Annotated in this window: 18 protein-coding genes and 2 pseudogenes; 6 read left to right on the forward strand and 14 right to left on the reverse strand. The window is 62.6% G+C overall.

Annotated features, from left to right (window positions below):
* Window positions 1-39 precede the first annotated feature (39 nt).
* Window positions 40-1368 carry an omega-aminotransferase AptA gene (aptA, locus tag NKI41_RS20035; RefSeq protein ID WP_352471500.1) on the reverse strand — a complete coding sequence of 443 codons (1329 nt, stop codon included), beginning with the start codon at window positions 1366-1368 and terminating at the stop codon, window positions 40-42.
* A gap of 243 nt (window positions 1369-1611) precedes the next feature.
* Between aptA and NKI41_RS20040 the strand changes: the two genes are divergently transcribed.
* Window positions 1612-2253 carry a TetR family transcriptional regulator C-terminal domain-containing protein gene (locus tag NKI41_RS20040; protein WP_023675865.1) on the forward strand — a complete coding sequence of 214 codons (642 nt, stop codon included), beginning with the start codon at window positions 1612-1614 and terminating at the stop codon, window positions 2251-2253.
* Between the two features lie 101 nt (window positions 2254-2354).
* Here the strand turns inward: NKI41_RS20040 and NKI41_RS20045 are convergent, their stop codons facing one another.
* The gene (locus NKI41_RS20045; protein ID WP_352684711.1) at window positions 2355-3221 is read right to left on the reverse strand and encodes a helix-turn-helix transcriptional regulator; all 867 of its coding nucleotides are present in this window, start codon (window positions 3219-3221) and stop codon (window positions 2355-2357) included.
* A gap of 105 nt (window positions 3222-3326) precedes the next feature.
* On the opposite strand from NKI41_RS20045, the gene NKI41_RS20050 reads away from it, so the two are divergent.
* Both NKI41_RS20050 and NKI41_RS20055 read left to right on the forward strand, forming a co-directional pair.
* Window positions 3327-4178: an SDR family NAD(P)-dependent oxidoreductase gene (locus NKI41_RS20050; RefSeq protein ID WP_352684713.1), complete on the forward strand. Its 852-nt coding sequence runs from the start codon at window positions 3327-3329 to the stop codon at window positions 4176-4178.
* Window positions 4175-4897, forward strand: a complete 723-nt coding sequence (locus NKI41_RS20055; RefSeq protein ID WP_352684715.1) for an SDR family oxidoreductase — start codon at window positions 4175-4177, stop codon at window positions 4895-4897. Before NKI41_RS20050 ends, NKI41_RS20055 begins: the two co-directional genes overlap by 4 nt.
* 30 nt (window positions 4898-4927) lie before the next feature.
* Here the strand turns inward: NKI41_RS20055 and NKI41_RS20060 are convergent.
* From NKI41_RS20060 to NKI41_RS20085, 6 genes and pseudogenes are all read right to left on the reverse strand, one after another.
* Window positions 4928-5305 (reverse strand): annotated as a pseudogene (locus NKI41_RS20060) (DoxX family protein).
* A gap of 61 nt (window positions 5306-5366) precedes the next feature.
* On the reverse strand, window positions 5367-5825 hold the full coding sequence (locus tag NKI41_RS20065; RefSeq protein ID WP_352505556.1) for a carboxymuconolactone decarboxylase family protein: 459 nt from the start codon (window positions 5823-5825) through the stop codon (window positions 5367-5369).
* Window positions 5826-5838: 13 nt separating this feature from the next.
* Window positions 5839-6357: an RrF2 family transcriptional regulator gene (locus tag NKI41_RS20070; protein ID WP_352684717.1), complete on the reverse strand. Its 519-nt coding sequence runs from the start codon at window positions 6355-6357 to the stop codon at window positions 5839-5841.
* Window positions 6358-6457: 100 nt separating this feature from the next.
* A complete protein-coding gene (preA, locus tag NKI41_RS20075; protein ID WP_352542429.1) occupies window positions 6458-7771 on the reverse strand; it encodes an NAD-dependent dihydropyrimidine dehydrogenase subunit PreA in 1314 nt (437 codons plus the stop codon).
* A 2-nt stretch (window positions 7772-7773) separates the two neighbouring features.
* Window positions 7774-9138, reverse strand: coding sequence for an NAD(P)-dependent oxidoreductase (locus tag NKI41_RS20080; protein ID WP_352473535.1), 1365 nt, complete (start codon window positions 9136-9138; stop codon window positions 7774-7776).
* Window positions 9139-9352: 214 nt separating this feature from the next.
* A pseudogene (locus NKI41_RS20085) lies at window positions 9353-9475 on the reverse strand (gamma-glutamylcyclotransferase); the annotation flags it as partial.
* A gap of 173 nt (window positions 9476-9648) precedes the next feature.
* Here NKI41_RS20085 and NKI41_RS20090 point away from each other — a divergent pair.
* Both NKI41_RS20090 and NKI41_RS20095 read left to right on the forward strand, forming a co-directional pair.
* Window positions 9649-10425, forward strand: a complete 777-nt coding sequence (locus NKI41_RS20090; protein ID WP_352684719.1) for a VOC family protein — start codon at window positions 9649-9651, stop codon at window positions 10423-10425.
* A gap of 157 nt (window positions 10426-10582) precedes the next feature.
* Window positions 10583-10975, forward strand: a complete 393-nt coding sequence (locus NKI41_RS20095; RefSeq protein ID WP_352684720.1) for a DoxX family protein — start codon at window positions 10583-10585, stop codon at window positions 10973-10975.
* A 20-nt stretch (window positions 10976-10995) separates the two neighbouring features.
* Here the strand turns inward: NKI41_RS20095 and NKI41_RS20100 are convergent, their stop codons facing one another.
* From NKI41_RS20100 to NKI41_RS20110, 3 genes are all read right to left on the reverse strand, one after another.
* A complete protein-coding gene (locus tag NKI41_RS20100; RefSeq protein WP_352684722.1) occupies window positions 10996-11802 on the reverse strand; it encodes a class I SAM-dependent methyltransferase in 807 nt (268 codons plus the stop codon).
* A 151-nt stretch (window positions 11803-11953) separates the two neighbouring features.
* On the reverse strand, window positions 11954-14395 hold the full coding sequence (locus NKI41_RS20105) for a GcvT family protein (RefSeq protein ID WP_352684723.1): 2442 nt from the start codon (window positions 14393-14395) through the stop codon (window positions 11954-11956).
* Window positions 14396-14478: 83 nt separating this feature from the next.
* Window positions 14479-16017, reverse strand: a complete 1539-nt coding sequence (locus tag NKI41_RS20110; protein WP_352684725.1) for a trimethylamine methyltransferase family protein — start codon at window positions 16015-16017, stop codon at window positions 14479-14481.
* Window positions 16018-16234: 217 nt separating this feature from the next.
* Between NKI41_RS20110 and NKI41_RS20115 the strand changes: the two genes are divergently transcribed.
* On the forward strand, window positions 16235-16825 hold the full coding sequence (locus NKI41_RS20115; protein ID WP_352684727.1) for a transglycosylase SLT domain-containing protein: 591 nt from the start codon (window positions 16235-16237) through the stop codon (window positions 16823-16825).
* A gap of 14 nt (window positions 16826-16839) precedes the next feature.
* Here NKI41_RS20115 and NKI41_RS20120 read toward each other — a convergent pair whose 3' ends face one another.
* The 3 genes from NKI41_RS20120 to NKI41_RS20130 form a co-directional block, all read right to left on the reverse strand.
* The gene (locus tag NKI41_RS20120) at window positions 16840-19248 is read right to left on the reverse strand and encodes a dipeptide ABC transporter ATP-binding protein (RefSeq protein WP_352684730.1); all 2409 of its coding nucleotides are present in this window, start codon (window positions 19246-19248) and stop codon (window positions 16840-16842) included.
* Window positions 19249-19311: 63 nt separating this feature from the next.
* Window positions 19312-20469, reverse strand: coding sequence for an ABC transporter permease (locus NKI41_RS20125; RefSeq protein ID WP_352684732.1), 1158 nt, complete (start codon window positions 20467-20469; stop codon window positions 19312-19314).
* Window positions 20470-20481: 12 nt separating this feature from the next.
* Window positions 20482-21516, reverse strand: a complete 1035-nt coding sequence (locus NKI41_RS20130; RefSeq protein ID WP_352684734.1) for an ABC transporter permease — start codon at window positions 21514-21516, stop codon at window positions 20482-20484.
* Window positions 21517-21546: the final 30 nt, after the last annotated feature.

The raw sequence follows: 21546 nt of genomic DNA on the forward strand, positions 1-21546 counted from the left end.
CCCTCCCCTCAAGGGGGAGGGAAAGCTGCAGCGCGTTCCTCAATCCACCGCCCTCAGCACTTCGCGCACGTGGTCGATCAATTCGTTGATCTGGCCCTTGGTGATGATCAGCGGTGGCGACAGCGCGATGATGTCGCCGGTGGTGCGGATCAATGCACCGCGCTCGAACGCCTTGACGAAAGCCGAGAAGGCCCGCTTCGTTGGCTGGCCGGCGATCGGCGCCAGCTCGATCGCGCCGATCAGGCCGATGTTTCTGATATCGATGACGTTCGGCTCGCCCTTCAGCGAGTGCAGCGCGTCCTCCCAGTACGGCGCCAGTTCCTCGCCGCGCGTCAGCAGCCCTTCTTCCTTGTAGGTGTCGAGCGTGCCCAGCGCTGCCGCGCAGGCGATCGGATTGCCCGAATAGGTGTAGCCGTGGAAGAACTCGATCATGTGCTCGGGGCCGGTCATGAAGGCGTCGTGGATTTCCTTCTTCACGAACACCGCGCCCATCGGGATGACGCCGTTGGAGACGCCCTTCGCCGTGGTCATGATATCCGGCGTGACGCCGAAATAGTCGGCGGCAAACGGCGTACCGAGACGGCCGAAACCGGTGATGACTTCGTCGAAGATCAGCAAGATGCCGTGCTTGGTGCAGATCTCGCGAAGCTTCTGCAAATAGCCCTTCGGCGGCAGGATGACGCCGGTGGAACCGGCAACCGGCTCGACGATGACGGCGGCGATGGTCGAGGCGTCGTGCAAGGCGACGATGCGCTCCAGCTCGTTCGCCAGTTCCGCGCCATGCTCCGGCACGCCCTTGGTGAAAGAGTTCTTTTCCGGCAGATGCGTGTGGGGCATGTGATCGACGCCGCCGAGCAGCGTGCCGAACATCTTGCGGTTGGTGACAATGCCGCCGACGGAGATGCCGCCGAAATTGACGCCGTGATAGCCGCGTTCGCGGCCGATCAGACGGGTGCGCGAGCCCTCGCCTTTGGCGCGGTGATAGGCGATCGCCATCTTCAGCGCGGTCTCGACCGATTCCGAGCCGGAATTCGTGAAGAACACATGGTCCATGCCCTTCGGCGCGATGTCGACCAGCCGGTTCGCCAGCTCGAACACGATCGGATGGCCCATCTGGAACGCCGGCGCATAGTCGAGCTCGGCCGCCTGGCTCTGGATCGCCTCGGTGATCTTCGGGCGGCAGTGGCCGGCATTGACGCACCACAGGCCGGCGGTGCCGTCGAGAACCTTGCGCCCGTCGCTGGTCGTGTAATGCATGTCCTTGGCCGACACCATCATGCGCGGCGCCTGCTTGAACTGCCGGTTTGCCGTGAACGGCATCCAGAATGCGCTGAGATCGTTCGGCGTGACTTTCAGCCGGTTGGACATGACCAAGACTTCCCCTTGTAACCTGTTTCGGTGCGGCTAACGCTTGGTCTTTCCAACGCTTGGTCTTCGCGACGTTTTCGTGCTACGCAAATTTTTGACCGGTTGGACAAACGTTAGCACCGCCTTATCAGCGGTCAAGGGATTACTAGCGGAAATGCGGCTTTCGAAGTGCGCTCCACAGGGCGAGGAAAAACTGGTCCAGAGAATTGGTCCAGACACTCCTCACGGCGAAGGTTTTGCGGGGTGACGGGGGCGGTCGAAAGCTCCCCTCCTCGCCGCACCCGCATTCAGCTGGAAAAGCGCGAGCTCATCCTGGAGGCGGCGCTAGAAGTCTTCTCCACCAACGGTTTTCGCGGCTCGACCATCGACCAGATCGCCGAAGCCGCCGGCATGTCGAAGCCGAACCTGCTCTATTATTTCCGCCGCAAGGAGGACATCCACGAGACGCTGATGCAGCGGCTTCTCGACACCTGGCTGGCGCCGCTGCGCGAGCTCGACGACATTGGCGATCCCTTGACCGAATTGCGCAGCTACATCAGGCGCAAGCTCGAAATGGCGCGCGACTTCCCGCGCGAGAGCCGCCTGTTCGCCAACGAGATCCTGCAGGGCGCGCCGCGCATCATGCCGATGCTGGAAGGCGAGTTGAAGACGCTGGTCGACGAGAAAGCCAATGTCATCAAGGGCTGGATGCGCGCCGGCAAGATTGCCCGCACCGACCCCTGGCACCTGATCTTTTCGATCTGGGCGACAACGCAGCATTATGCCGATTTCGACGTCCAGGTGCGCGCCGTGCTCGGCCCCGACCGCGGCGGCGACGGCCGCTTCGAGGACGCCGCAAGGTTTCTCGAGCAGCTGTTCATCGACGGGCTGAAGCCGAAGGGCTGAGGCAGCTCGGCTGTCGCAAACCTCCCCCATTGCTTCGTCATCCTGGGGCGCAGCAAGGAGCGGAGCGACGCAGCGCAGACCCCAGGATGACGAAGCTGGGTTCACGCGCTGCGCCGCTCGGCCGGCCGCGCATCGAGCAGCTTCTGCAGCTTGGCGATCGAGTTCTGCTCGGCGAGCGGCGTGTAGACGATCAGTTTCATGTCGTCGTCGATCGACAGGCTCATATGCTCGAACGCCATGGCACCCGCTATCGGATGGCTGACATGCTTTACACCCGATAGGTTACGGGCCACGTCGCGTAGCGGCCACCAGGCGCGAAACTCCGGGCTCGAGCGCGTCATCAGCGCGATCAGCCGCTCGAAATCCGGATCGCCGACATATCTGGCGCTTTCTGCCCGGAATGACGCCAGCACGGCACGTGCCAGTTCCTCCCAATCAACGAGCAGGCGCCGATGCTGCGGGCTGGTGAAAACCATATGGACGATGTTGCGGGCATCGCCCTCCAGCAGGCCATAGTCGCCAAACACGGCTGCCGCGGCAGAGTTCCAGGCCAGCACGTCCCAACGCCGCCCAAGGACATAGGCCGGCTGCAGGACCAGGCTCTGCAGCATGTGCAGCAACGGGCTATCGACCTTTTCCGGCGCGTCGACGCGACGCTCCGGCTGCGGGCGGCCGGCAAGAATGAACAGATGCCGTTGCTCGGCCGTGTCCAGGCGCAACGCCTGACTGAGCGCCGTCAGCACCTCGACGGACGGCCGCACGTCGCGCCCTTGCTCCAGCCAGGTGTACCAGGTCGTGCCGACGCCGGCGATCATCGCCACCTCCTCGCGCCGCAGCCCGGGTGTGCGCCGGCGCAGGCCGGTCGAGATGCCCGTGGCCGAAGGCGTCAGCCTTTCCCGTCGCGAGCGCAGAAAGGCGCCAAGCTCGCGGCGGCGGCTGTCTTCGGCGGAGTGTGTCGGTGAATCCATCGGTGCTATTATAGCAGTATCGATACCAGGATAAAGTTTGAACTGTTTGGCAAGTGGCCGGTGCCCCATCTTTCCGTTCAGAGCGATGACACGGAGGCTCTGAACATGGAACTGAAAGACAAGACAATCCTGATTACAGGATCGACCGACGGCGTCGGCCGCGTCGTCGCGCAAAGCCTCGGCGCCGGCGGCGCTCGTATCCTGGTGCATGGCCGCGACGCGACTAGGGGCAAGGCGACCGTGGCCGAAATCGAAGCCGCCGGCGGCAAGGCCGAGCTGCTGGTCGCCGACCTCTCCTCCCTGGCGGAAGTCCGCCGCCTCGCCGAAGCGGTGCGCGCAAGGACCAAGCGGCTCGATATCCTTATCAACAATGCCGGCGTCGGCACAGCCGGCCCCAACTCCAAACGACAGGTTAGCGCCGACGGCTACGAGTTGCGCTTTGCCGTCAATTATCTCGCCGGCTTCCTGCTCACCATGGAGCTGCTGCCGCTGCTCAAGGCCAGCGCGCCGGCGCGCATCGTGAACGTCGCCTCGGCCGGCCAGCAGGCGATCGACTTCGACGACGTCATGCTGACCCGCTCCTACGACAGCGTCCGTGCCTACTGCCAGAGCAAGCTGGCGCAGATCATGTTCACCATCGACCTGGCGGAGCAGCTGCACGGCACCAATGTGACCGTCAACAGCCTGCATCCGGCAAGCTACATGAACACCACGATGGTGCGGCAGGCGGGCGTCACACCCTGGAGCTCGGTCGAAACCGGCGCCGAAGCCATCATCAACCTCGCCACATCGCCCACGCTGGAAGGGCGAAGCGGCCTCTATTTCGACGGCCAAAGGGAATCCCGTGCCGACGCGCAAGCCTATGACGTGAAGGCGAGGCAGCAGTTGCGCGAATTGAGTCTCGGCGTTGTCGCGCTCGCACCCGTTTCCGCAACATCGAAGAAAGAAAATTCATGACCGAGAAAACGCAGCACGCCGTGATCGTCGGCGGCTCCTCCGGCATCGGCCTCGCCACCGCGAAAAAGCTGCTTGGCCCGGGCATGAAGGTGACGATCACCGGGCGCAACCGGGAAAGGCTCGACAATGCATGGCAAAGCCTTGGCGGCGCGGTCGAAAAAGCTGCTTTCGATGCCGCGAAGCCGGACGAGGTTCGCCGGTTCTTCAACGATCTCGGCCCTTTCGATCACCTGGTGCTGGCCGCCAGCGGCGGCAAGGGGCTCGGTCCGTTCGAAACACTTGACCTGACCGACATCGGCGGCGGCGTCGACGAGAAGGTCCGGCCACAGCTCTCCTGCCTGCAGGCCGCTTTGCCGACGCTGAACAAGAGCGGCTCGGTGACTTTCATCTCGGCGGTGTCGGCACAATTGTCGGCGCCGGGCGTCGCCGGCATCGCCGCCGTCAACGGCATGCTGCTGACCGTGGTGCCGATCCTGGCGATGGAGCTCAAGCCGTTGCGCGTCAATGTCGTGGCGCCAGGCGTCATCGACACGCCCTGGTGGGACTTTTTACCCGATGAACAGCGCCATGCGGTGTTTGCCGACTATGCCGGCAAGACGCCGGTCGGCCGTATCGGCCGCGCCGAGGACGTCGCCGAGGCAATTGCGTTCCTGGTTTCGAACAGCTTCGTCACCGGCCAGGTCCTGACCTGTGACGGCGGCTTGCGGTATGCGGCGTGAGCGGCCGCCTCCAAGAGGCGTCAGTAGCTGTCAAAGCGACTGCGCGATCAGCGCCAGAAATCCTCCGGCCAGCGCGACGTTGCCGGCAAAGCCATTGATGCGGGACGCGCGCTCCGGGCCCTGATGGTCCTAGAAGTTATGGAACATCGGCGTGGCGACGATCAGGAACAGGATCAGGCATGCCGCCGCCGGAGCGGTCCAGATGCCCGCGATCACCAGTGCTCCGGCAATGATCTGCAGGACGATCCCCAGCCAAAGAACCAGCCGTGCCTGCGGCACGCCGCGCGTCGTCATCAATTGGCTCACCAACGCCGCGTTCTCAATGTTGCGCAGGCCGGCAAAGACAAAGGCGCCGCCAAGCAGCAGGCGGGCGGCGAATAGGACCTCACTATCAAAGTTTGAAAACATGCTGTCGGGTCCTTGGGCAGAAAAGAGGCGCGCGGCGGAAGGCCGCGCGCCTGGTCCATGCTCAGGCGGCCAAGACTGCTGGCATCGGATGGATTGCATGAAACGGAACGCAAAGCCGGTTCCAGGTGTTGATCATGCCGAGCGCAACCGAGAGCTTGACCAGCTCCTCTTCCGAGAAATATTCGAGCGTCCTTGCATAGAGTTCGTCCGACACACCGTTGTCGGCAATCCTGGTCAGCGCGTCGGTCCAGGCCAAGGCCGCGCGTTCGCGCTCTGAAAACAGCGGCGATTCCTTCCAGGCGGAGACGAGATAGAGCCGCTGCTCGCTTTCGCCGTCGCGGCGCGCTTCGCGGCTATGCATCTCGACGCAATACGAGCAGCCGTTGATCTGCGACGCCCTGAGCTTGATCAGATGCAACAGGCTTTTTTCGAGCCCGCATTCGTCGACTGCCTTGTTGAGCGCTGACACCGCCTTCATGATCTCCGGCGCCGCGCCGAAAAATTGCAGCCTCTGTTTCATCGTCTGTAGCCTTTCATGCTTGCTTGGTTGAACTTGATTTCTGCGGCCGCCGATGGCGCTCGACGAAGGCGCAGTTCGCGGCGACCGAACGGGGATCGGCATCGGCCGTGTATTCTGCAACGATGTCGGACAGCCAGGCGTCGGCGAGCGCGGCGCGATAGGCGCGCTCGGCCTTCAGCATGGCTACGTTGATGCCGCAGGGTTTGACATAGACCGAGGCATCGAGCTTCGCTGGGCCGCGCTGGCGGATTTCGGCGCAGCGGAACGCCGGTTCACGCCCCTCGACGGCCAGCACGATGTCGAGCAGCGTTATGCGTTCCGCCGGCCGCGCCAGCCGGTAGCCGCCGGACGGCCCCGGCACTGATTCCAGAATGCCGGACGCAGTCAGCGCGTTGAGATGCTTAAGCAGATAGCTCGGCGACAGCCCGAACGCTTCGGCCATGGCAGCACCTGGCAAGGTCGCGGCGCCATCAACGCCGGCGAGCATCGCGGCGCAGTGGATGGCTGCTTCGACGCCTTCGCCCAGCTTCATTTCGCTCTCCTGTTCATGGATATAGATTATCTTGGATATCTTTTATCCGCAATAGGAAAGTCAAAAAGCGGCGCCCATGGACGCCGCTTTTTTCGCAATGCTATTCCGCCGCCACCTTGGCCATCGGATTGTTGGGATGCGTCGTCCAGTTGGCATAGATCGGCGACACTGGCCTACCAGTGCGCTCATCGATCGCGCCAACCGCCAGTGGCTCCATGGTGATGCAGTTCTCGACCGGGCAGACATTGACGCAGAGATTGCAGCCGACGCATTCGGCCTCGATCACCTCGAAATGCCTGACGCCGTCGACCATGCTGGTGATGGCCTGGTGCGAAGTGTCCTCGCAGGCGATGTGGCAGCGGCCGCATTTGATGCAGGCCTCCTGGTCGATATGCGCCTTTGCGACGTAGTTGAGGTTGAGATACTGCCAGTCGGTGACGTTGGGAGTGGCGCGGCCAATGATGTCGTCGAGCGAGGCATGGCCCTTCTCGTCCATCCAGTTTTCCAGGCCGGCGATCATCTCCTGCACGATCTTGAAGCCATAGGTCATCGCCGCCGTGCACACCTGCACATTGCCGGCGCCAAGCGCCATGAACTCGGCGGCGTCGCGCCAGGTGGTGATGCCGCCGATACCGGAGATCGGCAGGCCCTTCGTTTCCGGGTCGCGCGCGATCTCGGCCACCATGTTCATGGCGATCGGCTTCACCGCCGGGCCGCAATAGCCGCCATGCGAACCCTTGCCGTCAATCGTCGGCTCCGGTGCGAAATTGTCGAGATTGACGCCGGTGATCGAATTGATGGTGTTGATCAGCGACACCGCGTCGGTGCCGCCGGCAAGGGCAGCTCGTGCCGGCTTGCGTATGTCGGTGATGTTGGGCGTCAGCTTGGTGATGACAGGCATGCGGGTGTTGGCCTTGCACCAGCGCACCACCATTTCGATGTATTCCGGCACCTGGCCGACCGCCGCACCCATGCCGCGTTCCGACATGCCATGCGGGCAGCCGAAATTGAGTTCGATGCCGTCAGCGCCGGTCTCCTCGACTACCGGCAGGATCGCCTTCCAGGCATGCTCCTCGCAAGGCACCATCAGCGAGACGACGATCGCCCGGTCGGGCCAGTCCATCTTGACCTGCTTGATCTCGCGCAGATTGACCTGCAGGTCGCGGTCGGTGATCAGCTCGATGTTGTTGAGGCCGAGCAGACGACGGTCGGCGCCCCAGATCGCGCCGTAGCGCGGACCGTTGACGTTGACCACCGGCGGGCCCTCTTCGCCGAGCGTCTTCCATACCACGCCGCCCCAGCCCGCCTTGAAGGCGCGAATGACATTATAGGCCTTGTCGGTCGGCGGCGCCGAAGCCAGCCAGAACGGGTTCGGCGACTTGATGCCGACGAAATTGTTGCGGATGTCTGCCATGCTCATGCCCTCCCGTTCGAGGTCAGTGCCCGATGAATGCTCTCCGCCGCATCGCGGCCTTGCGCGACGGCTGAAACAGTCAGGTCGTCGCCGCCGAAAATGCAGTCGCCGCCAGCCCAGACATTGGCCAGCGAGGTGCGCCCTTCCGCGTCGACCTTGATGCGGCCGGCTTCCAGCGCGACCTCCGCACCGCTGCCGTTGAGCGCAGCTGGGACAAAGCTCTGGCCGATCGCCTTGAACACCTGATCGGCGACGAGCGTCAGCCGCTCGCCGGTGCCGACGAGCCTGTCGCCGTCCATCGCGGTGTATTCGAGCTCGATCGCCGACACCTTGCCGGCATCGGCAATGACCCGCTTCGGCTGCAACCAGTGCCGGATGATGACGCCGTTGGCGGCAGCCAGATCCTGCTCGAATTCGGAGGCATTCATGTGCTCCGGGCCGCGCCGATAGCAGATCGTCACCTCTTCGGCTCCGAGCAGCTTCGATTGCACCGCCGCGTCGATCGCCGTCATGCCGCCGCCGATGACGACAACACGCCGGCCGACCGGCAGGCTGGCCAGATCACTGGCCTGACGAAGCTCGGCAATGAACTCGACGGCATTGGTGACGCCTTGCGCCTCCTCGCCATCCGCTCGCAAGGCATTGACGCCGGCAAGCCCCATGCCGAGGAACACCGCATCGTAATTCCTGGTCAGGTCCGACAGCTGGTAATCACGGCCGAGCGCCTTGCCGTTCTGGATGTCGATGCCGCCGATCGACGTGACATAGTCGACTTCGGCCTGGGCAAAATTGTCGACGCTCTTATAGGCGGCGATACCGTACTCATTGAGCCCGCCGGGCTTCGGGCGGGCTTCCAGGATGGTCACGTCGTGGCCGTGGCGGGCAAGCCGATGCGCGGCCGCAAGCCCGGCCGGTCCGGCGCCGACCACGGCGACCGTTTTGCCGGTCGGTTCGGAGCGGTTGTAGAACTGCTTGTTTTCGGCCATGGCGACATCGGTGGCGTAGCGCTGAAGGCGACCAATCTGCACTGGCTTGCCTTCGGCCACCTCCCGCACGCAGACTTCTTCGCATAGCGTCTCGGTCGGGCAGACGCGGGCGCACATGCCGCCCAAAATGTTCTGATCGAAAATCGTCTTGGCCGAACCGATCGGATTGCCCGTCGAAATCTGGCGGATGAACAGCGGGATGTCGATCGAGGTCGGACACGCATTCATGCACGGCGCATCATAGCAGAAATAGCAGCGGTCGGACTCGACCAGCGCCTCGTGATGATCGAGCGGCGGGTGCAGGTCGGCAAAATTATCGGCATATTGTCCCGGCGAAAGCCGCCCGCCGGCAATGCCTTGCTTGAACTGGCCTTCTGGCATCGTCAGTTCCCCATGTTCTTGTTTTGGAGAAGGCTAGCACGTTTTATTTTTTTATCAATTGGTCAATTTTCTGTGCAACTGCTGAAAAGCCACGACTAAACATGACAAGTATACTCATGGTACAAAAGCCGCCGACAGGGAAGCTTGGCCATAGCGGCACTGCCGTTGCTGGACTGAGTGGTCAGCCTGGTAAGCTTAGCGTTGGTTTTGATCACCGAAGGCAAAGGGCCCTGAAGTCTTCGTCCGTCAGCTGCGTCCAGCTGCCATCGGCGCCGGGATCGGCCTCCTCCCGATGGCACAGCGCGACAAGTTCGGAAGTGAGCGACATCCGGCGCATGGATCAACAACCCCTCGTTGACTGCGAGCAAAGTCGAAAACCGCAGGGCGCGCAACCCGGTAACATTTCCAATTTGCCGTCATCTTTTTTGGTTGGCTGTCGGATTTTCGTCGTGAAGATCGTCCTAGAATGGATCGCGCATGATCGATGTACAAACCGCAAGGAGCACGACAATGCCACAGTCCCCCATGCCCTTCTTCTGGTACGAGCTGATGACCACCGATCTCGACGCCGCCGAGGCGTTTTACACCTCAGTGGTGGGCTGGAGGGGGCAGCCTTTCGAAGGGGCCCAGGGCATGCCGCGCTATATCGTCATGAATGTCGGCGAGCGCGGCGTCGGCGGGATGATGACGCTGCCCGATGACGCGCGCAAGATGGGCATGCCGCCGGCCTGGGTCGGTTATATCCTCACCAGGGACATCGATGCCGCAACGGCCTCCCTCAAGAAGGCTGGTGGCGCGGTTCACCGCGAGCCCGACGACATTCCTGGCGTCGGCCGCTTCGCCGTCGTTGCAGACCCGCAAGGCGCGATGTTCAACTTCCTGCAGCCCAGCGGCCCCGACCAGCCGCCGCTACCGTTGGCGACCCCCGGCAACATCGGCTGGCATGAGCTCTACACGTCAGACTGGAAGGCGGCGTTCGATTTCTATTCCAGCCAGTTCGGCTGGGAGAAGGGCGACGCCATGGATATGGGTCCGATGGGCGTCTACCAGCTTTTCGCCTTCGGCGGCGAGCCCGTTGGCGGCATGATGAACAAGCCCGAGCAGATCCCGACGCCGGTCTGGCAGTTCTATTTCAACGTGCCCGGCATCGACGCGGCAGCCAAGCGCGTCACCGACAATGGCGGCAAGATCCTGATGGGTCCGATGGAGGTCCCCGGCGGCAGCTGGATCGTACAGTGCACGGATCCGCAACGCGCCCATTTCGCGCTAATGGCACCGACGCGGTAACAGGCCGCGCCAATTGCGGGGCCGCCATCGTGCGGCCCCAAGGCTGCAGCACGCCTCACGACTCACTCACCGACAGTTGAATGCAGGCCGGACTATGTGAATGGTCCGGCCTTTGGCGATGACCTATGGCCGGGCTAGGTGAAAAATGGAGTCGTAGATGAAGCTTTTCGAAGGCCTCGCCGGATATCAACCGTTCGCCCTTGCCGCCTTGCGCATCATGACGGCGCTGCAGTTCATTGAGCACGGCACCCAGAAACTGTTCAATTTCCCCGTCGGCGACCATGCCGGCACCATGAGCGGGCTATCGCTGACCGCGGCCATCCTGGAATTCGGAGGCGGCATCCTGCTGGTATTGGGGCTTTTCACCAGGCCGGTGGCATTCCTTCTCAGCGGCGAGATGGCGATCGCCTATTTCATGGCGCACATGCCGCAGAGCTTCTTCCCGGTCAACAATGGCGGCGATGCCGCGATCTCCTTCTGCTTCATCTTCTTCTATCTGGTATTCGCCGGCCCCGGCGCCCTGGCACTGGACAACCGCAAAACATCGTAGCCGGGCGGATCAGCGCGCGCTCAGCCCGACTTGCGCGCAATCAGGCCCGCGAAGGCGATGAACCCGAAGAACTCTCCGGCTTCGACACGCCGGCGCGCCTCGTGCTTCAGCCCGTCGCCAAGCGCCTTGTCGAGTCGCTTCCAGCCGGCCAGAACATCGGCGCCGCGATCGACCAGAGTCAGCATGTAGTCGGGCGCGGCAATTTGGGCGTAGCCGTAGCTGTCGAATTTTTCGACGACAAAGCCCGCCGATTTCGCCAGCAGCGGCAGCCGGCGCGTCAGCCAGCGGTCATTCACCAGCGCCGCCATTGCGGCATCCACGCAATCCTGCAGCGGATCATGATCGCCGATGGCGACCGTCGTCGTCGCGTAATCGCCGTCGAAGATCGCCAGGCAGCCGCCTGGGCGAAGCACGCGCAACGATTCCGTCAGGGCCTTTTCGGGACCGGGCACATGGGTCAGGCAGGTATGGAAGATGACCACATCGAACGAGTTGTCCTCGTGCGGCAGCGACCTGGCATCCCCTTCGACGAAGTTCAGGTTGGGGATATCCGCGGCAAGCTCGCGCGCCTTCGCCAGAAATATCGGCGACGGATCGAGCCCAACAACCTCGTTCACCCCCGGCCAGCGCGCAAGCTCGCGACTGATCGGTCCCGAGCCGCAGCCGCCTTCGAGGACGCGTGCCCTTTCCGGAAAATCGATCGAGGAGAAAAACGAGTGGCGGATTGCCTTCTGGCGCGGGTCTGCGGCCCGCAACTCCATCGCGTTGATAAGAACCGCGACAACAGCCGGATCAGCGGTTGTGATCTGCGCATACACATCGGGCATGGTGGACCTCCGAAGCAATTGCCCAGCCTTCCGCCGCAGCTCGACAATAAAACCAAAGGTCACCGCGCGAAAGAATTTTCACTATCGCGAAATCGTCCTCCCCCTTTCATCGTGCCACCGGCACGGCGACTTCGCCATGCCACTCGGTTCCTCAACCGCGCATCCGCTCGAAATTGGCGTCAAACAGCGGTGTCTGCTGCATACGTGCGGCGTAACGCTTGCCCAATAGCTCGATCTCGAAACCGTTGGCCTCATCGGCGATCTCTTTCGGCACGTAACCGATGGCGACGGACTTTTTTGAATGATGCGCGTAGCCACCCGACGTGACCCAGCCGCGCACGGCACCGCCATACCAGATTGGCTCGTCGCCGATGACGTCGGCATCGGCAGCATCGACGACAAAGGCCCGCAACCGCAGTCTGCCGCCTTGCTTGCGCTCCGCCAGCGCTGCCTGCTTGCCGATGAAATCGGCCTCTTTGCCATAGGCGACGAAGCGGTCGAGGCCGGCCTCCAGCGGCCCATAGATCGGCCGGTATTCGCGCGCCCATGAGCCGTAATTCTTCTCGAGCCGCAGCGCATTGAGCGCGCGCGAGCCGAACAGGCCGATGCCGAATTCCTCGCCCGCCGCCATCAGCGCCTGATAGGCGGCACGCTGATATTCCGGCGCCACCCAGATTTCGTAGCCGAGGTCGCCGGTGTAGCTGACGCGCCCGACCAGGCACGGTGCCATGCCGATATCCATCCTGCTGATGGCCATGAACGGAAAGGCCGTATTCGACACGTCAGATCGTGTGACCTTTTCAAGAAGGTTCCGCGCGCTCGGCCCGGCGATCGACAGGCCGGTGAGTTTTGCTCCCAGCGCCTCGATGTTAACAGAGCCGTCCTTCGGCAGATGCGCTTCGAACCAGCGCATGTGGTACTGCTCGGCGACACCGCTGCCGGCCAGGAACCAATCCTTGCTTGCAGAATTTGGACCGCCGAGATTGGCCAGCGTGAAATCGCCGATCAACCTGCCGTCTTCCTTCAGCATCGGCGCCAGCGTCATGCGGCCGGGCCTTGGCAATTTGCACGCGAGCATACTGTCGAGCCAGGTTGCTGCGCCCTCACCGGTCACTCTGTATTTGGCGAATGACGAGATTTCCGACAGACCAACGCGTTGCCGAACCGTCTCCACTTCTTTCGCGACATGCTCGAAGTCGCTCGAGCGGCGCCAGGAGAATTCGTCCTTGACCCCTTCGGGCGCATACCACAGCGGCACTTCCAGCCCATAGGCGACGCCCCATTGCGCGCCCTCGGCCGACAACAGACCATAGACCGGCGTCGTCTTGAGCGGTCGCCCAGCCGGCAGTTCCTCGTTCGGGAAGCGGATCGAAAACCGCCGCGAATAATTCTCGCGCACCTTGGCGTTGGTATAGGCCATCGTGGCCCAGTCACCGTAGCGTGACACATCCATCGCCCAGATGTCGGCGCCGGGATCGCCCTCGATCATCCAGTTCGACAGCGCCAGGCCGACGCCGCCGCCCTGCGAGAACCCCGCCATGACACCACAGGCCACCCAGAACCCCGGCAGGCTGCGCACCGGCCCGACCAGCGGATTGCCGTCCGGCGCGAAGGTGAAGGGTCCGTTGATGATCTGCTTGATGCCGGTGTTCTGGAACGCCGGGAAATGCCGGAAGCCAACCTCCAGCGACGGTGCGATGCGGTCGATATCGGGCTCCAGCAGTTCGTGGCCGAAATTCCATGGCGTCTGGAATTCGGACCATGGCTTGTTGGCCTTTTCATAAGTGCCCATCAGCATGCCGCCGCGTTCCTGGCGCAGATAGAGCTCGCCGTCGAAGTCGACCGCATGAATGATCTCCGTGCCGGTCTTCTGGTTCCAGGCGGCGACCTCCGGCATGTCCTCGGTGATCAGGTACATGTGCTCCATCGCCAGCACCGGCAGCTCCAGCCCGACCATGCGGCCGACCTCACGCGCCCACAGGCCGCCGGCATTGACGACATGTTCGGCCACAACCTCGCCCTTGTTGGTGATGACGCGCCACAACCCGTCGGCGCGCCGCACAATGTCCTCGACCTTGGTGAAACGCTCGACCTCGGCACCAAGCTTCCTCGCCGCCTTGGCGTAGGCGTGGGTAACGCCGGACGGGTCGAGATGACCGTCCTCCTTGTTGCGCACGGCACCGACGAACTGCTTGGGATCGAGCAACGGCATCAGCTCGGCCGCCTCATCAGGCGATATCTCCTCGAGCTCGATGCCGAGATAGCGGCCCTTGGCGACGACGCCGCGCAGCCAGTCGAGCCGCGCCTCCGTCGCTGCCAGCAAGACGCCGCCAGTCAAATGCACGCCGGTCGCCTGGCCGGACAGTTCCTCGATCTCCTTGTAGAGCGAGATTGTGTATTTCTGCAGCTTGGCGACATTGGGATCGCCATTGATCGTGTGCATGCCGCCGGCGGCATGCCAGGTCGAGCCGGAGGTCAATTCATCGCGCTCCAGAAGCACGATGTCTGTCCAGCCGTGCCGGGCCAGATGGAACAGCACGGAGCACCCGACAACGCCACCGCCGATAACCACGACCTTTGCATGCGATTTCATGGGATTCTCGTCGTTTCAAAGAGTTGGATGGGTTTCATGATTCTGGAGGAGAAGAGAATGAAGCCGAACAAGACGAGCGGCGCTTAAGGCTCGCCCGCCCCGATCGCTTCCTTGCGCTTGGCCACGTACGCCTCAAGCGCCTCGCGCCTGGAGACTTCCATCACCGGCTCGACATAGTCCTCCAGCGCCTTCTTCCAAAGCCTCGTCGCCCGCGCCGTGGCATCGAGCCCGCCAGCCTCCTGCCAGGCCTCGAAATTCTGCCAGTTGGACAGCATCGGCTGGTAGAAGGCCGTGGCGTAGCGCTCCAGCGTGTGCGGCTCGCCGAAGAAGTGGCCGCCGGTCGGAACCGCACCCAGAGCCTCGACGGCAAGCTCGGCCTCGTTGACCTCGATCGGGCGCAAAAACTCCATCATGTGCTGGATCATCTCGACGTCGATGATGAACTTTTCGAACGACGCTGTCAGTCCGCCCTCTTGCCAGCCGGCGGCATGGTAGACGAGGTTGCCATGGCCGAGCACCGCGCCCCACAGCGCCATCAGCGTCTCATAGGCGCCTTGCGCGTCGGCGGCATTGGAAGCCGAGCCCGGCGTTGTGCGATAAGGCAGGTTGTAACGCCGCGCCAACTGTCCGGACGCGATATTCGCCTTGGTGTTTTCAGGCGTGCCGAACGCCGGCGCTCCCGATTTCATATCGACATTGGAGGTGAAGGCGCCATACATCACCGGCGCGCCGGGGCGGACGAGCTGCGTCAGCACCACGCCGAACAGCGCCTCGGCATTCTGCTGGGCGAGCGCGCCGGCAAGCGTCACCGGGCTCATCGCTCCCATCAGCGTGAATGGCGTTACCGCCACCGACTGGCCGAACTCGGCCATCGTCATCAGCCCCTCGGCCATCATCTCGTCGAAGCGGCGCGGCGAATTGACCGAAATGATCGTGGTGACGCCGGGATCGTGGCGCATCTCGTCAAGCGTCAGTCCGCGCGCGATTGCCATCATTTCGATGCCGTCGAGCGCCCTGCCGCGGCCGATGGCCGAGACGTGAAAGCTTTTGTCGGTCAGTGTCAGATTGGCGAAATAAGTGTCGAGATGACGGGAATTCGCCGGCAATTCTACCGGCGCGCAGACCTGGTTGCCTAGCATGTGGATGCAGTTGAAATGCTGCGCCAGCCGGACGAGATCGGAATAATCGCGCAAATTGCCGGCACGGCGGCCGCGCTCCATGTCGTGCACATTCGGCGGCCCGGCGACGAGCGTGAAGTTGATGGTATTGCCGCCGAGGTGGACGGCATGGGCGGGATTGCGCGGCGTCAGCGTATAGCTGGACTGCGTCGTCTTCAGCGCTTCCTCGATCATGCCGCGATCGATGCGGACGTTCATCGTGGCATGATCGACCTTGGCCCCGGCCTTCTCGAACAGCGACAGCGCCCGCGGGCTCATCACCTCGATGCCGAAATTCTCCAAGATATGCATCGACGCCTGGTGGATCGCCTCGATCTGGTCGGCCGAGAGCATCGCCATTGGCGGATAGGGATTGGTGACGCGGCGCAACGGCAGTTGCGGGATGGCGGTCGGTCCCCTGTTGCTGGTTCGCTCGGCGCCGCGCTTGCGTCTTGGTTCGCTCATGCCGCGCATCAAAGCGCCGGCACGAGGATCGAGCTGTCAAGAATCCGCCACCTGCGGGCGTGATTTTAGCCAAGGCGGCATTCCGGGAATTTCACATCGGCAAAAGCGACAACAAACGTCGGAATGGTTATACTTGTTCCGCGTCAGGCAAAGCGCCGATGAGCCGTTAAGGAAGACAGCAAGATTCCTTTTATGTTTTCGGCCTAATGCTCTTGCAATGCGTAGGTTGAGTTTTAGTAAAATTATAGCGATTGCCGTGCCGCTGGCGCTTTCGGCCTGCGCGACGCCGCCGGACCACATCAACGATGTCTGCGCCGTTTTCGACCAGAATGACGGCTGGTTCGACAATTGGCAGGCGGCGGCACAACGCACCGAGCAGAAATACGGCGTGCCGGTTCCCGTGCTGATGGCGACGGTGCGCAAGGAATCCGGCTTCAAGAGCAACGCCAGGCCGCCGCGCACCAAGCTGCTGGGCTTCATTCCCTGGAAACATATCTCCAGCGCCACCGGCTTCTCGCAGGCGCTCGACGGCACCTGGGCGCAATACCAGAACGAGACCGGCAGCTGGGCGGCGCGCCGCACCAGGTTTGCCGATGCCGTCGATTTCGTCGGCTGGTATCATTCCAGGACCGCCGACACGCTCGGCGTCGCCCGCAACGACACCTACAATCTGTATCTCGCCTACTATCTCGGCTGGAATGCCTACAAGCGCGGCAGTCGCGGCGACGCCGACGTGCAGCGCTATGCGCATGCCACCGAACAGATGGCGCAGGACTACGCCGCGCAGCTACGGCAATGCGCGCCCTAGCCTATTAACGGCTCTCAGCCGCCCTTGGGTTTGCGCGGCTTGCGCGTGGCGTCCTCGGCCTGTCGGCCGTCGCCGACAGTCGGCGGCATGATTGGTGCCACCGCGCTGTCGGCAGAGCTTGAGGTGCCGGTCTCTGAAACCTCGTCGCGAACCTCGTGACGGCGGGCTTTGGCGACCGCTTCGGCATTCTCCACTGCCTGGCCCTCGGCATCGGCTTCAACGCTGCCAGTCTTTCCATGCGGGCGCTTGGGCGGATCTCCGGCAAAGCCCGGGCCAACACCGTGGTTTGCATCATCCGGCACGCCCTCATTTGCGGCGTGCTCCTTGTCGAATTTGATCACCGGCTCCATTTTCGCCAGCACGTCGTCGGACAGCCAGCATAAGCTCATATGGCCGTCGCCGAGATTTTTGACTGGCGGCACCATGGTTTCGCAAAGGTTGTCCGGCACCAGTTTCTTGTAGCCGCAGCGCGTCTGGAACGGACAGCCGGACGGCGGGTTCATCGCCGAAGGGATGTCGCCCTCCAGCACGATGTGCTTCTTGACCACGCTTGTGTCGGCGATCGGGATCGCCGACAGCAATGCCTCGGTATAGGGGTGATAGGGCGGCGCGAATATCTGGTCGGTCGTGCCTTGCTCAACGATATAGCCGAGATACATGACGACGACGCGGTCGGCGATGTAGCGCACCACCGACAGATCGTGGCTGATGAACAGCATCGTCGTCTTGTTCTTGCGCTGGATGTCCATCAAGAGCTCGGTGACCGCCGCCTGGACCGACACATCCAGTGCCGAGACCGGCTCGTCGGCCACCACCACCTTGGCGTCGCCGGCAAAGGCCCGCGCCACGCCGATGCGCTGTTTCTGGCCGCCTGAAAGCTGGCGCGGCTTACGCGTCTCGAATGCCCTCGGCAGCTTCACCAGGTCGAGCAATTCCAGCATCCGCTTGCGGCGGTCGGCCACCGTGTCGCCGACATTGAACTTTTCCAGCGTACGGATGATCTGCGAACCGACCGAATGGCTGGGATTGAGCGTGTCGAACGGATTTTGGAACACCATCTGGATCGATGACACCGTGTCGACGCTGCGTTTCTCGATCCCGGTCGACTGGATCTCCTTGTTGCCGAGCTTGACGCGGCCGGAGCTTGCCGTTTCGAGACCAAGCAGCACCTTGGCCAGGGTCGATTTTCCGCAGCCGGATTCGCCGACGATAGCGACGGTCTCGGATTCGCGCGCCATGAACGAGATCGTCTCGTTGGCCTTGACGACACGGCCCTCGCTCGAGCCGAACACTTCGCTGCCGCCGACCTTGTAGTACTTCCGGAGGTCTTCGATCTGGAGCACCGGCGCACCGGGCACCACCCGCTCGTTGACCTTCTTGGCGCCGGGTGGCAGCGCCTCCCAGTCGATCTCGTTGAAGCGCACACAGCGCGAGAAATGCCCGTCATGGCCTTCGACCGCCATCATCGGAATTTCGGCGGCGTTGCAGACGCCCTCGACGAAATGGTGGCAGCGCGGGCCGAAATTGCAGCCCTTCGGCCGCTCGTGCGGTAGCGGCAACTGCCCTGGGATGGATATCAGCGGCCGCGAATTCTTGTCGGCGCCCGGCAACGGGATCGAGCGGAACAGGCCTTGCGTGTAGGGATGGCGCATCCGGTCGAAGACGTCCTTGATCTTGCCGGTCTCCACCGCTTCGCCCGAATACATCACCGTGATGCGGTCGCAGGTCTCCAGGATCAGGCCGAGGTTGTGCGACACGAAGATCATCGAGGTGCCGAACTTCTCGCCCAGCCCCTTGACCAGGTCGACGATGCCGGCCTCCACCGTCACGTCGAGCGCTGTCGTCGGCTCGTCGAGCAGAAGCAGCGCCGGCTTCGACAGCAGCGCCATGGCAATGACGATGCGCTGCTGCTGACCGCCGGAAAGCTGGTGCGGGTAGGAACGCATCATGCGCTCGGGATCCGGCAGCTTCACCGCGCGCACCATTTCCAAGGCGCGTTTGTAAGCTTCGTCCTTCGACACCTTGTCGTGGATCAGTGGCACTTCCATCAGCTGCTGGCCGACCTTCATCGCCGGGTTCAGGCTGGCCATCGGTTCCTGGTAGATCATCGCGATCTTGTTGCCGCGGATGGCGCGCAGTTCCTCGTCGGACAATTCTCCCATGTCCTTGCCCTGGAATTTGATCTTTCCGCCGACGATCTTTCCGATGTTGGAGAGGTCGCGCATGATGCCGAGCGACACGGTCGACTTGCCGCAGCCGGATTCGCCGACAATACCCATCGCCTCGCCGGGCATGACCGTGCAGGAAAAATCCATGACCGCCGGGATCTCGCCCTTGCGGGTGAAGAAGGAGATCGACAGGTTCTCGATCTCGATGATCGGGCCATTCGTCGGCTTGGCGGGATTTCGAACTGCCTCATTCATGGGTCGCTCCAATCCTTGTTCTTCAGGCATGTCGGGCCGAACCCGGCATCGATCTTCCCGGCATCAATCTTTCATAGACTGTTCACGCAACGAATCCGCCAGGAGGTTGAGGCCGAGCACGAACGACATCAATGCGATCGTCGGCGGCAGCGCCGGGTGGATGAAGGAGCGCAGCAGCCGGCTTGCATCCTTGATCGCCGTGCCCCAGTCCGGGCTTTCCGGCGCCAGTCCCAGCCCGAAATAGCCGAGCGTACCGAGCAGGATCGTGGTGTAGCCGATGCGCAGGCAGGCGTCGACGATAAGCGGCCCGCGCGCATTGGGCAATATCTCCCACAGCATGATGTACCAGGGCGATTCACCGCGCGTTTGTGCCGCCGCAACATAGTCGCGCGTTTTGATATCCATGACCAGGCCGCGCACGATGCGGAACACGCCGGGGCTGGAGGCGAACACCACCGCCACGAAGATGTTGAGCTGGTTGGGATCGATGTGGATGATCTTGAACGGATCGGCATCGAAGACAAGGCCTGCATAGATCCAGCCGCCAAGTACCAACGTCAGGCCAAGCAGGATATAGAGGCGGTCGGGGCGGTTCTTGTAGCGCGTCCAGAACAGCACACTGAAGAAGATGATCGGAAACAGGAAGAACAGCCCTGCCATCGCGTAGGGGATCGGCGTGTCCATGATACCCGGCGTCACCAGCAGGTAAAACAGGAGGATCACCGGGAAGGCCAGCACAAGGTTGGCGAGGAAGGACAGCACCGTATCGATCTTGCCGCCATAATAGCCGGCCGGCAGGCCGAGCGTAATGCCGACCATCAGCGCAAAACCGGTCGCCGCCGGCGCGATGATCAGCACGATCTGGCTGCCATAGACCATGCGGGAGAACACGTCCCGGGCGAGCTTGTCGCCGCCGAAATAGTATACAAGTTTCGACGCCGGCTCGATTGCGCCCGGCAGCGCGTCCTTCATGATCGGCACTTGGGCGAGCGGATCGAAGGGCGAGATGGTCGACGCGAAGATCGCCGTAAACAGCCAGAACAGGCAGATGCCGACGCCGACGATGCCGACGCCGCTGTCGAAAAGCTGGCCGTAAAGCCCTAGCTTCTTCTTGTAGCCGAAGCTCGCCCCCATCACCAGGGCGAGAGCGATCCAGACCGGCCAGAAGCGGGCAACCACGCCGAGTACGACGTTGAAGGCGCTGAGATATTCGACCTGCATCCGCCCGGTCTCCTATTGAACTCTGATGCGCGGATTGAGGAACGCGTAGCCGACATCGGAGATGAGCTGTGTGATCAGGACGATAAACACCGAGACCAGCGAGCAGCCGAGCAGAAGATCGATGTCGTTGTTGCCGGCGGCCTCGACCAGGGTGTAGCCGAACCCCCGGTAGCGGAACATCACCTCGACGATGACGACGCCGGTGAGCAGCCAGGGAAACTGCAGCATGATGACCGTGAACGGTGCGATCAGGGCGTTGCGCAGAGCGTGCTTTACCACCACGCTGCCGAAGGAGAGGCCCTTCAGCCGGGCGGTGCGGATATATTGCTGTGTCATCACCTCGACCATCGAGGCGCGGGTCATGCGAGCGATGTAGCCGATGCCGTAGATCGCCAGCGTCATCACCGGCAAGGTGAAATTATAGAAGGTGATGCCCTGGCTGGCCGAGGCCGCCGAACCGTTCAGCACGCCGAGCCAGGAGGCAAAGATCACGGTGAAGATGACGCCCGAAACATATTCGGGCGTCGCCGTCGAGGCGATCGAAGCCACCGACAATGTGCGGTCGGTGCGTGAACCCTCGCGCATGCCGGCGAGAATACCGATCAAAAGCGAGATCGGCACCATTACGGCCAGCACGCAGAGCATCAGGATGCCGGTGGCGCTGAGCGCCGGAAAGAGTTTCGAGGCAACCGTTGTCTTGAACTTGGTCGAGCAACCGAAATCGCCTTGCAGGATGCCGGAGAATGTCGGCACGACCGGATCGTTGCAGAAGGAGAAACGCTGTGCGGGCTTGCCGGTCGCCGGGTCGGTCACCGGCTGCTTGGGCATGATGCCAAGCCATTGGCCGTAGCGGATAAAAAAATTCTGCCGATAGCCATGGTTGACCAGCCAAGCCTCAAGCTGCTCGGCGGATGTGTGCATTTCGGTCTGGCTGATCGCGAGCTTCTTCAGATTAGGCCCGAGATTGACCAGGAAGAAGACGATCATCGTCAGGCACAGCATCGTCACTGCCATGGTGCCGAGACGCCTGATAACGAAAGAAAGCATGGCGGTCCCCTGCCGGTCGGGTTGGGGGTG

The sequence above is a fragment of the Mesorhizobium sp. M0601 genome (assembly GCF_040320845.1).
GTDB lineage: Bacteria > Pseudomonadota > Alphaproteobacteria > Rhizobiales > Rhizobiaceae > Mesorhizobium.

What these genes read in the sequence shown, in the direction of transcription:
- NKI41_RS20115 (WP_352684727.1), top strand. Translation starts at nt 16,235, where the DNA reads ATGCGTAGGTTGAGTTTTAGTAAAATTATAGCGATTGCCGTGCCGCTG.
- NKI41_RS20045 (WP_352684711.1), bottom strand. Translation starts at nt 3,221, where the DNA reads ATGGATTCACCGACACACTCCGCCGAAGACAGCCGCCGCCGCGAGCTT.
- NKI41_RS20055 (WP_352684715.1), top strand. Translation starts at nt 4,175, where the DNA reads ATGACCGAGAAAACGCAGCACGCCGTGATCGTCGGCGGCTCCTCCGGC.
- NKI41_RS20110 (WP_352684725.1), bottom strand. Translation starts at nt 16,017, where the DNA reads ATGAGCGAACCAAGACGCAAGCGCGGCGCCGAGCGAACCAGCAACAGG.
- NKI41_RS20100 (WP_352684722.1), bottom strand. Translation starts at nt 11,802, where the DNA reads ATGCCCGATGTGTATGCGCAGATCACAACCGCTGATCCGGCTGTTGTC.
- NKI41_RS20130 (WP_352684734.1), bottom strand. Translation starts at nt 21,516, where the DNA reads ATGCTTTCTTTCGTTATCAGGCGTCTCGGCACCATGGCAGTGACGATG.
- NKI41_RS20125 (WP_352684732.1), bottom strand. Translation starts at nt 20,469, where the DNA reads ATGCAGGTCGAATATCTCAGCGCCTTCAACGTCGTACTCGGCGTGGTT.
- NKI41_RS20095 (WP_352684720.1), top strand. Translation starts at nt 10,583, where the DNA reads ATGAAGCTTTTCGAAGGCCTCGCCGGATATCAACCGTTCGCCCTTGCC.
- NKI41_RS20050 (WP_352684713.1), top strand. Translation starts at nt 3,327, where the DNA reads ATGGAACTGAAAGACAAGACAATCCTGATTACAGGATCGACCGACGGC.
- NKI41_RS20070 (WP_352684717.1), bottom strand. Translation starts at nt 6,357, where the DNA reads ATGAAGCTGGGCGAAGGCGTCGAAGCAGCCATCCACTGCGCCGCGATG.
- NKI41_RS20065 (WP_352505556.1), bottom strand. Translation starts at nt 5,825, where the DNA reads ATGAAACAGAGGCTGCAATTTTTCGGCGCGGCGCCGGAGATCATGAAG.
- NKI41_RS20105 (WP_352684723.1), bottom strand. Translation starts at nt 14,395, where the DNA reads ATGAAATCGCATGCAAAGGTCGTGGTTATCGGCGGTGGCGTTGTCGGG.
- NKI41_RS20090 (WP_352684719.1), top strand. Translation starts at nt 9,649, where the DNA reads ATGCCACAGTCCCCCATGCCCTTCTTCTGGTACGAGCTGATGACCACC.
- NKI41_RS20120 (WP_352684730.1), bottom strand. Translation starts at nt 19,248, where the DNA reads ATGAATGAGGCAGTTCGAAATCCCGCCAAGCCGACGAATGGCCCGATC.
- NKI41_RS20080 (WP_352473535.1), bottom strand. Translation starts at nt 9,138, where the DNA reads ATGCCAGAAGGCCAGTTCAAGCAAGGCATTGCCGGCGGGCGGCTTTCG.
- aptA (WP_352471500.1), bottom strand. Translation starts at nt 1,368, where the DNA reads ATGTCCAACCGGCTGAAAGTCACGCCGAACGATCTCAGCGCATTCTGG.
- preA (WP_352542429.1), bottom strand. Translation starts at nt 7,771, where the DNA reads ATGGCAGACATCCGCAACAATTTCGTCGGCATCAAGTCGCCGAACCCG.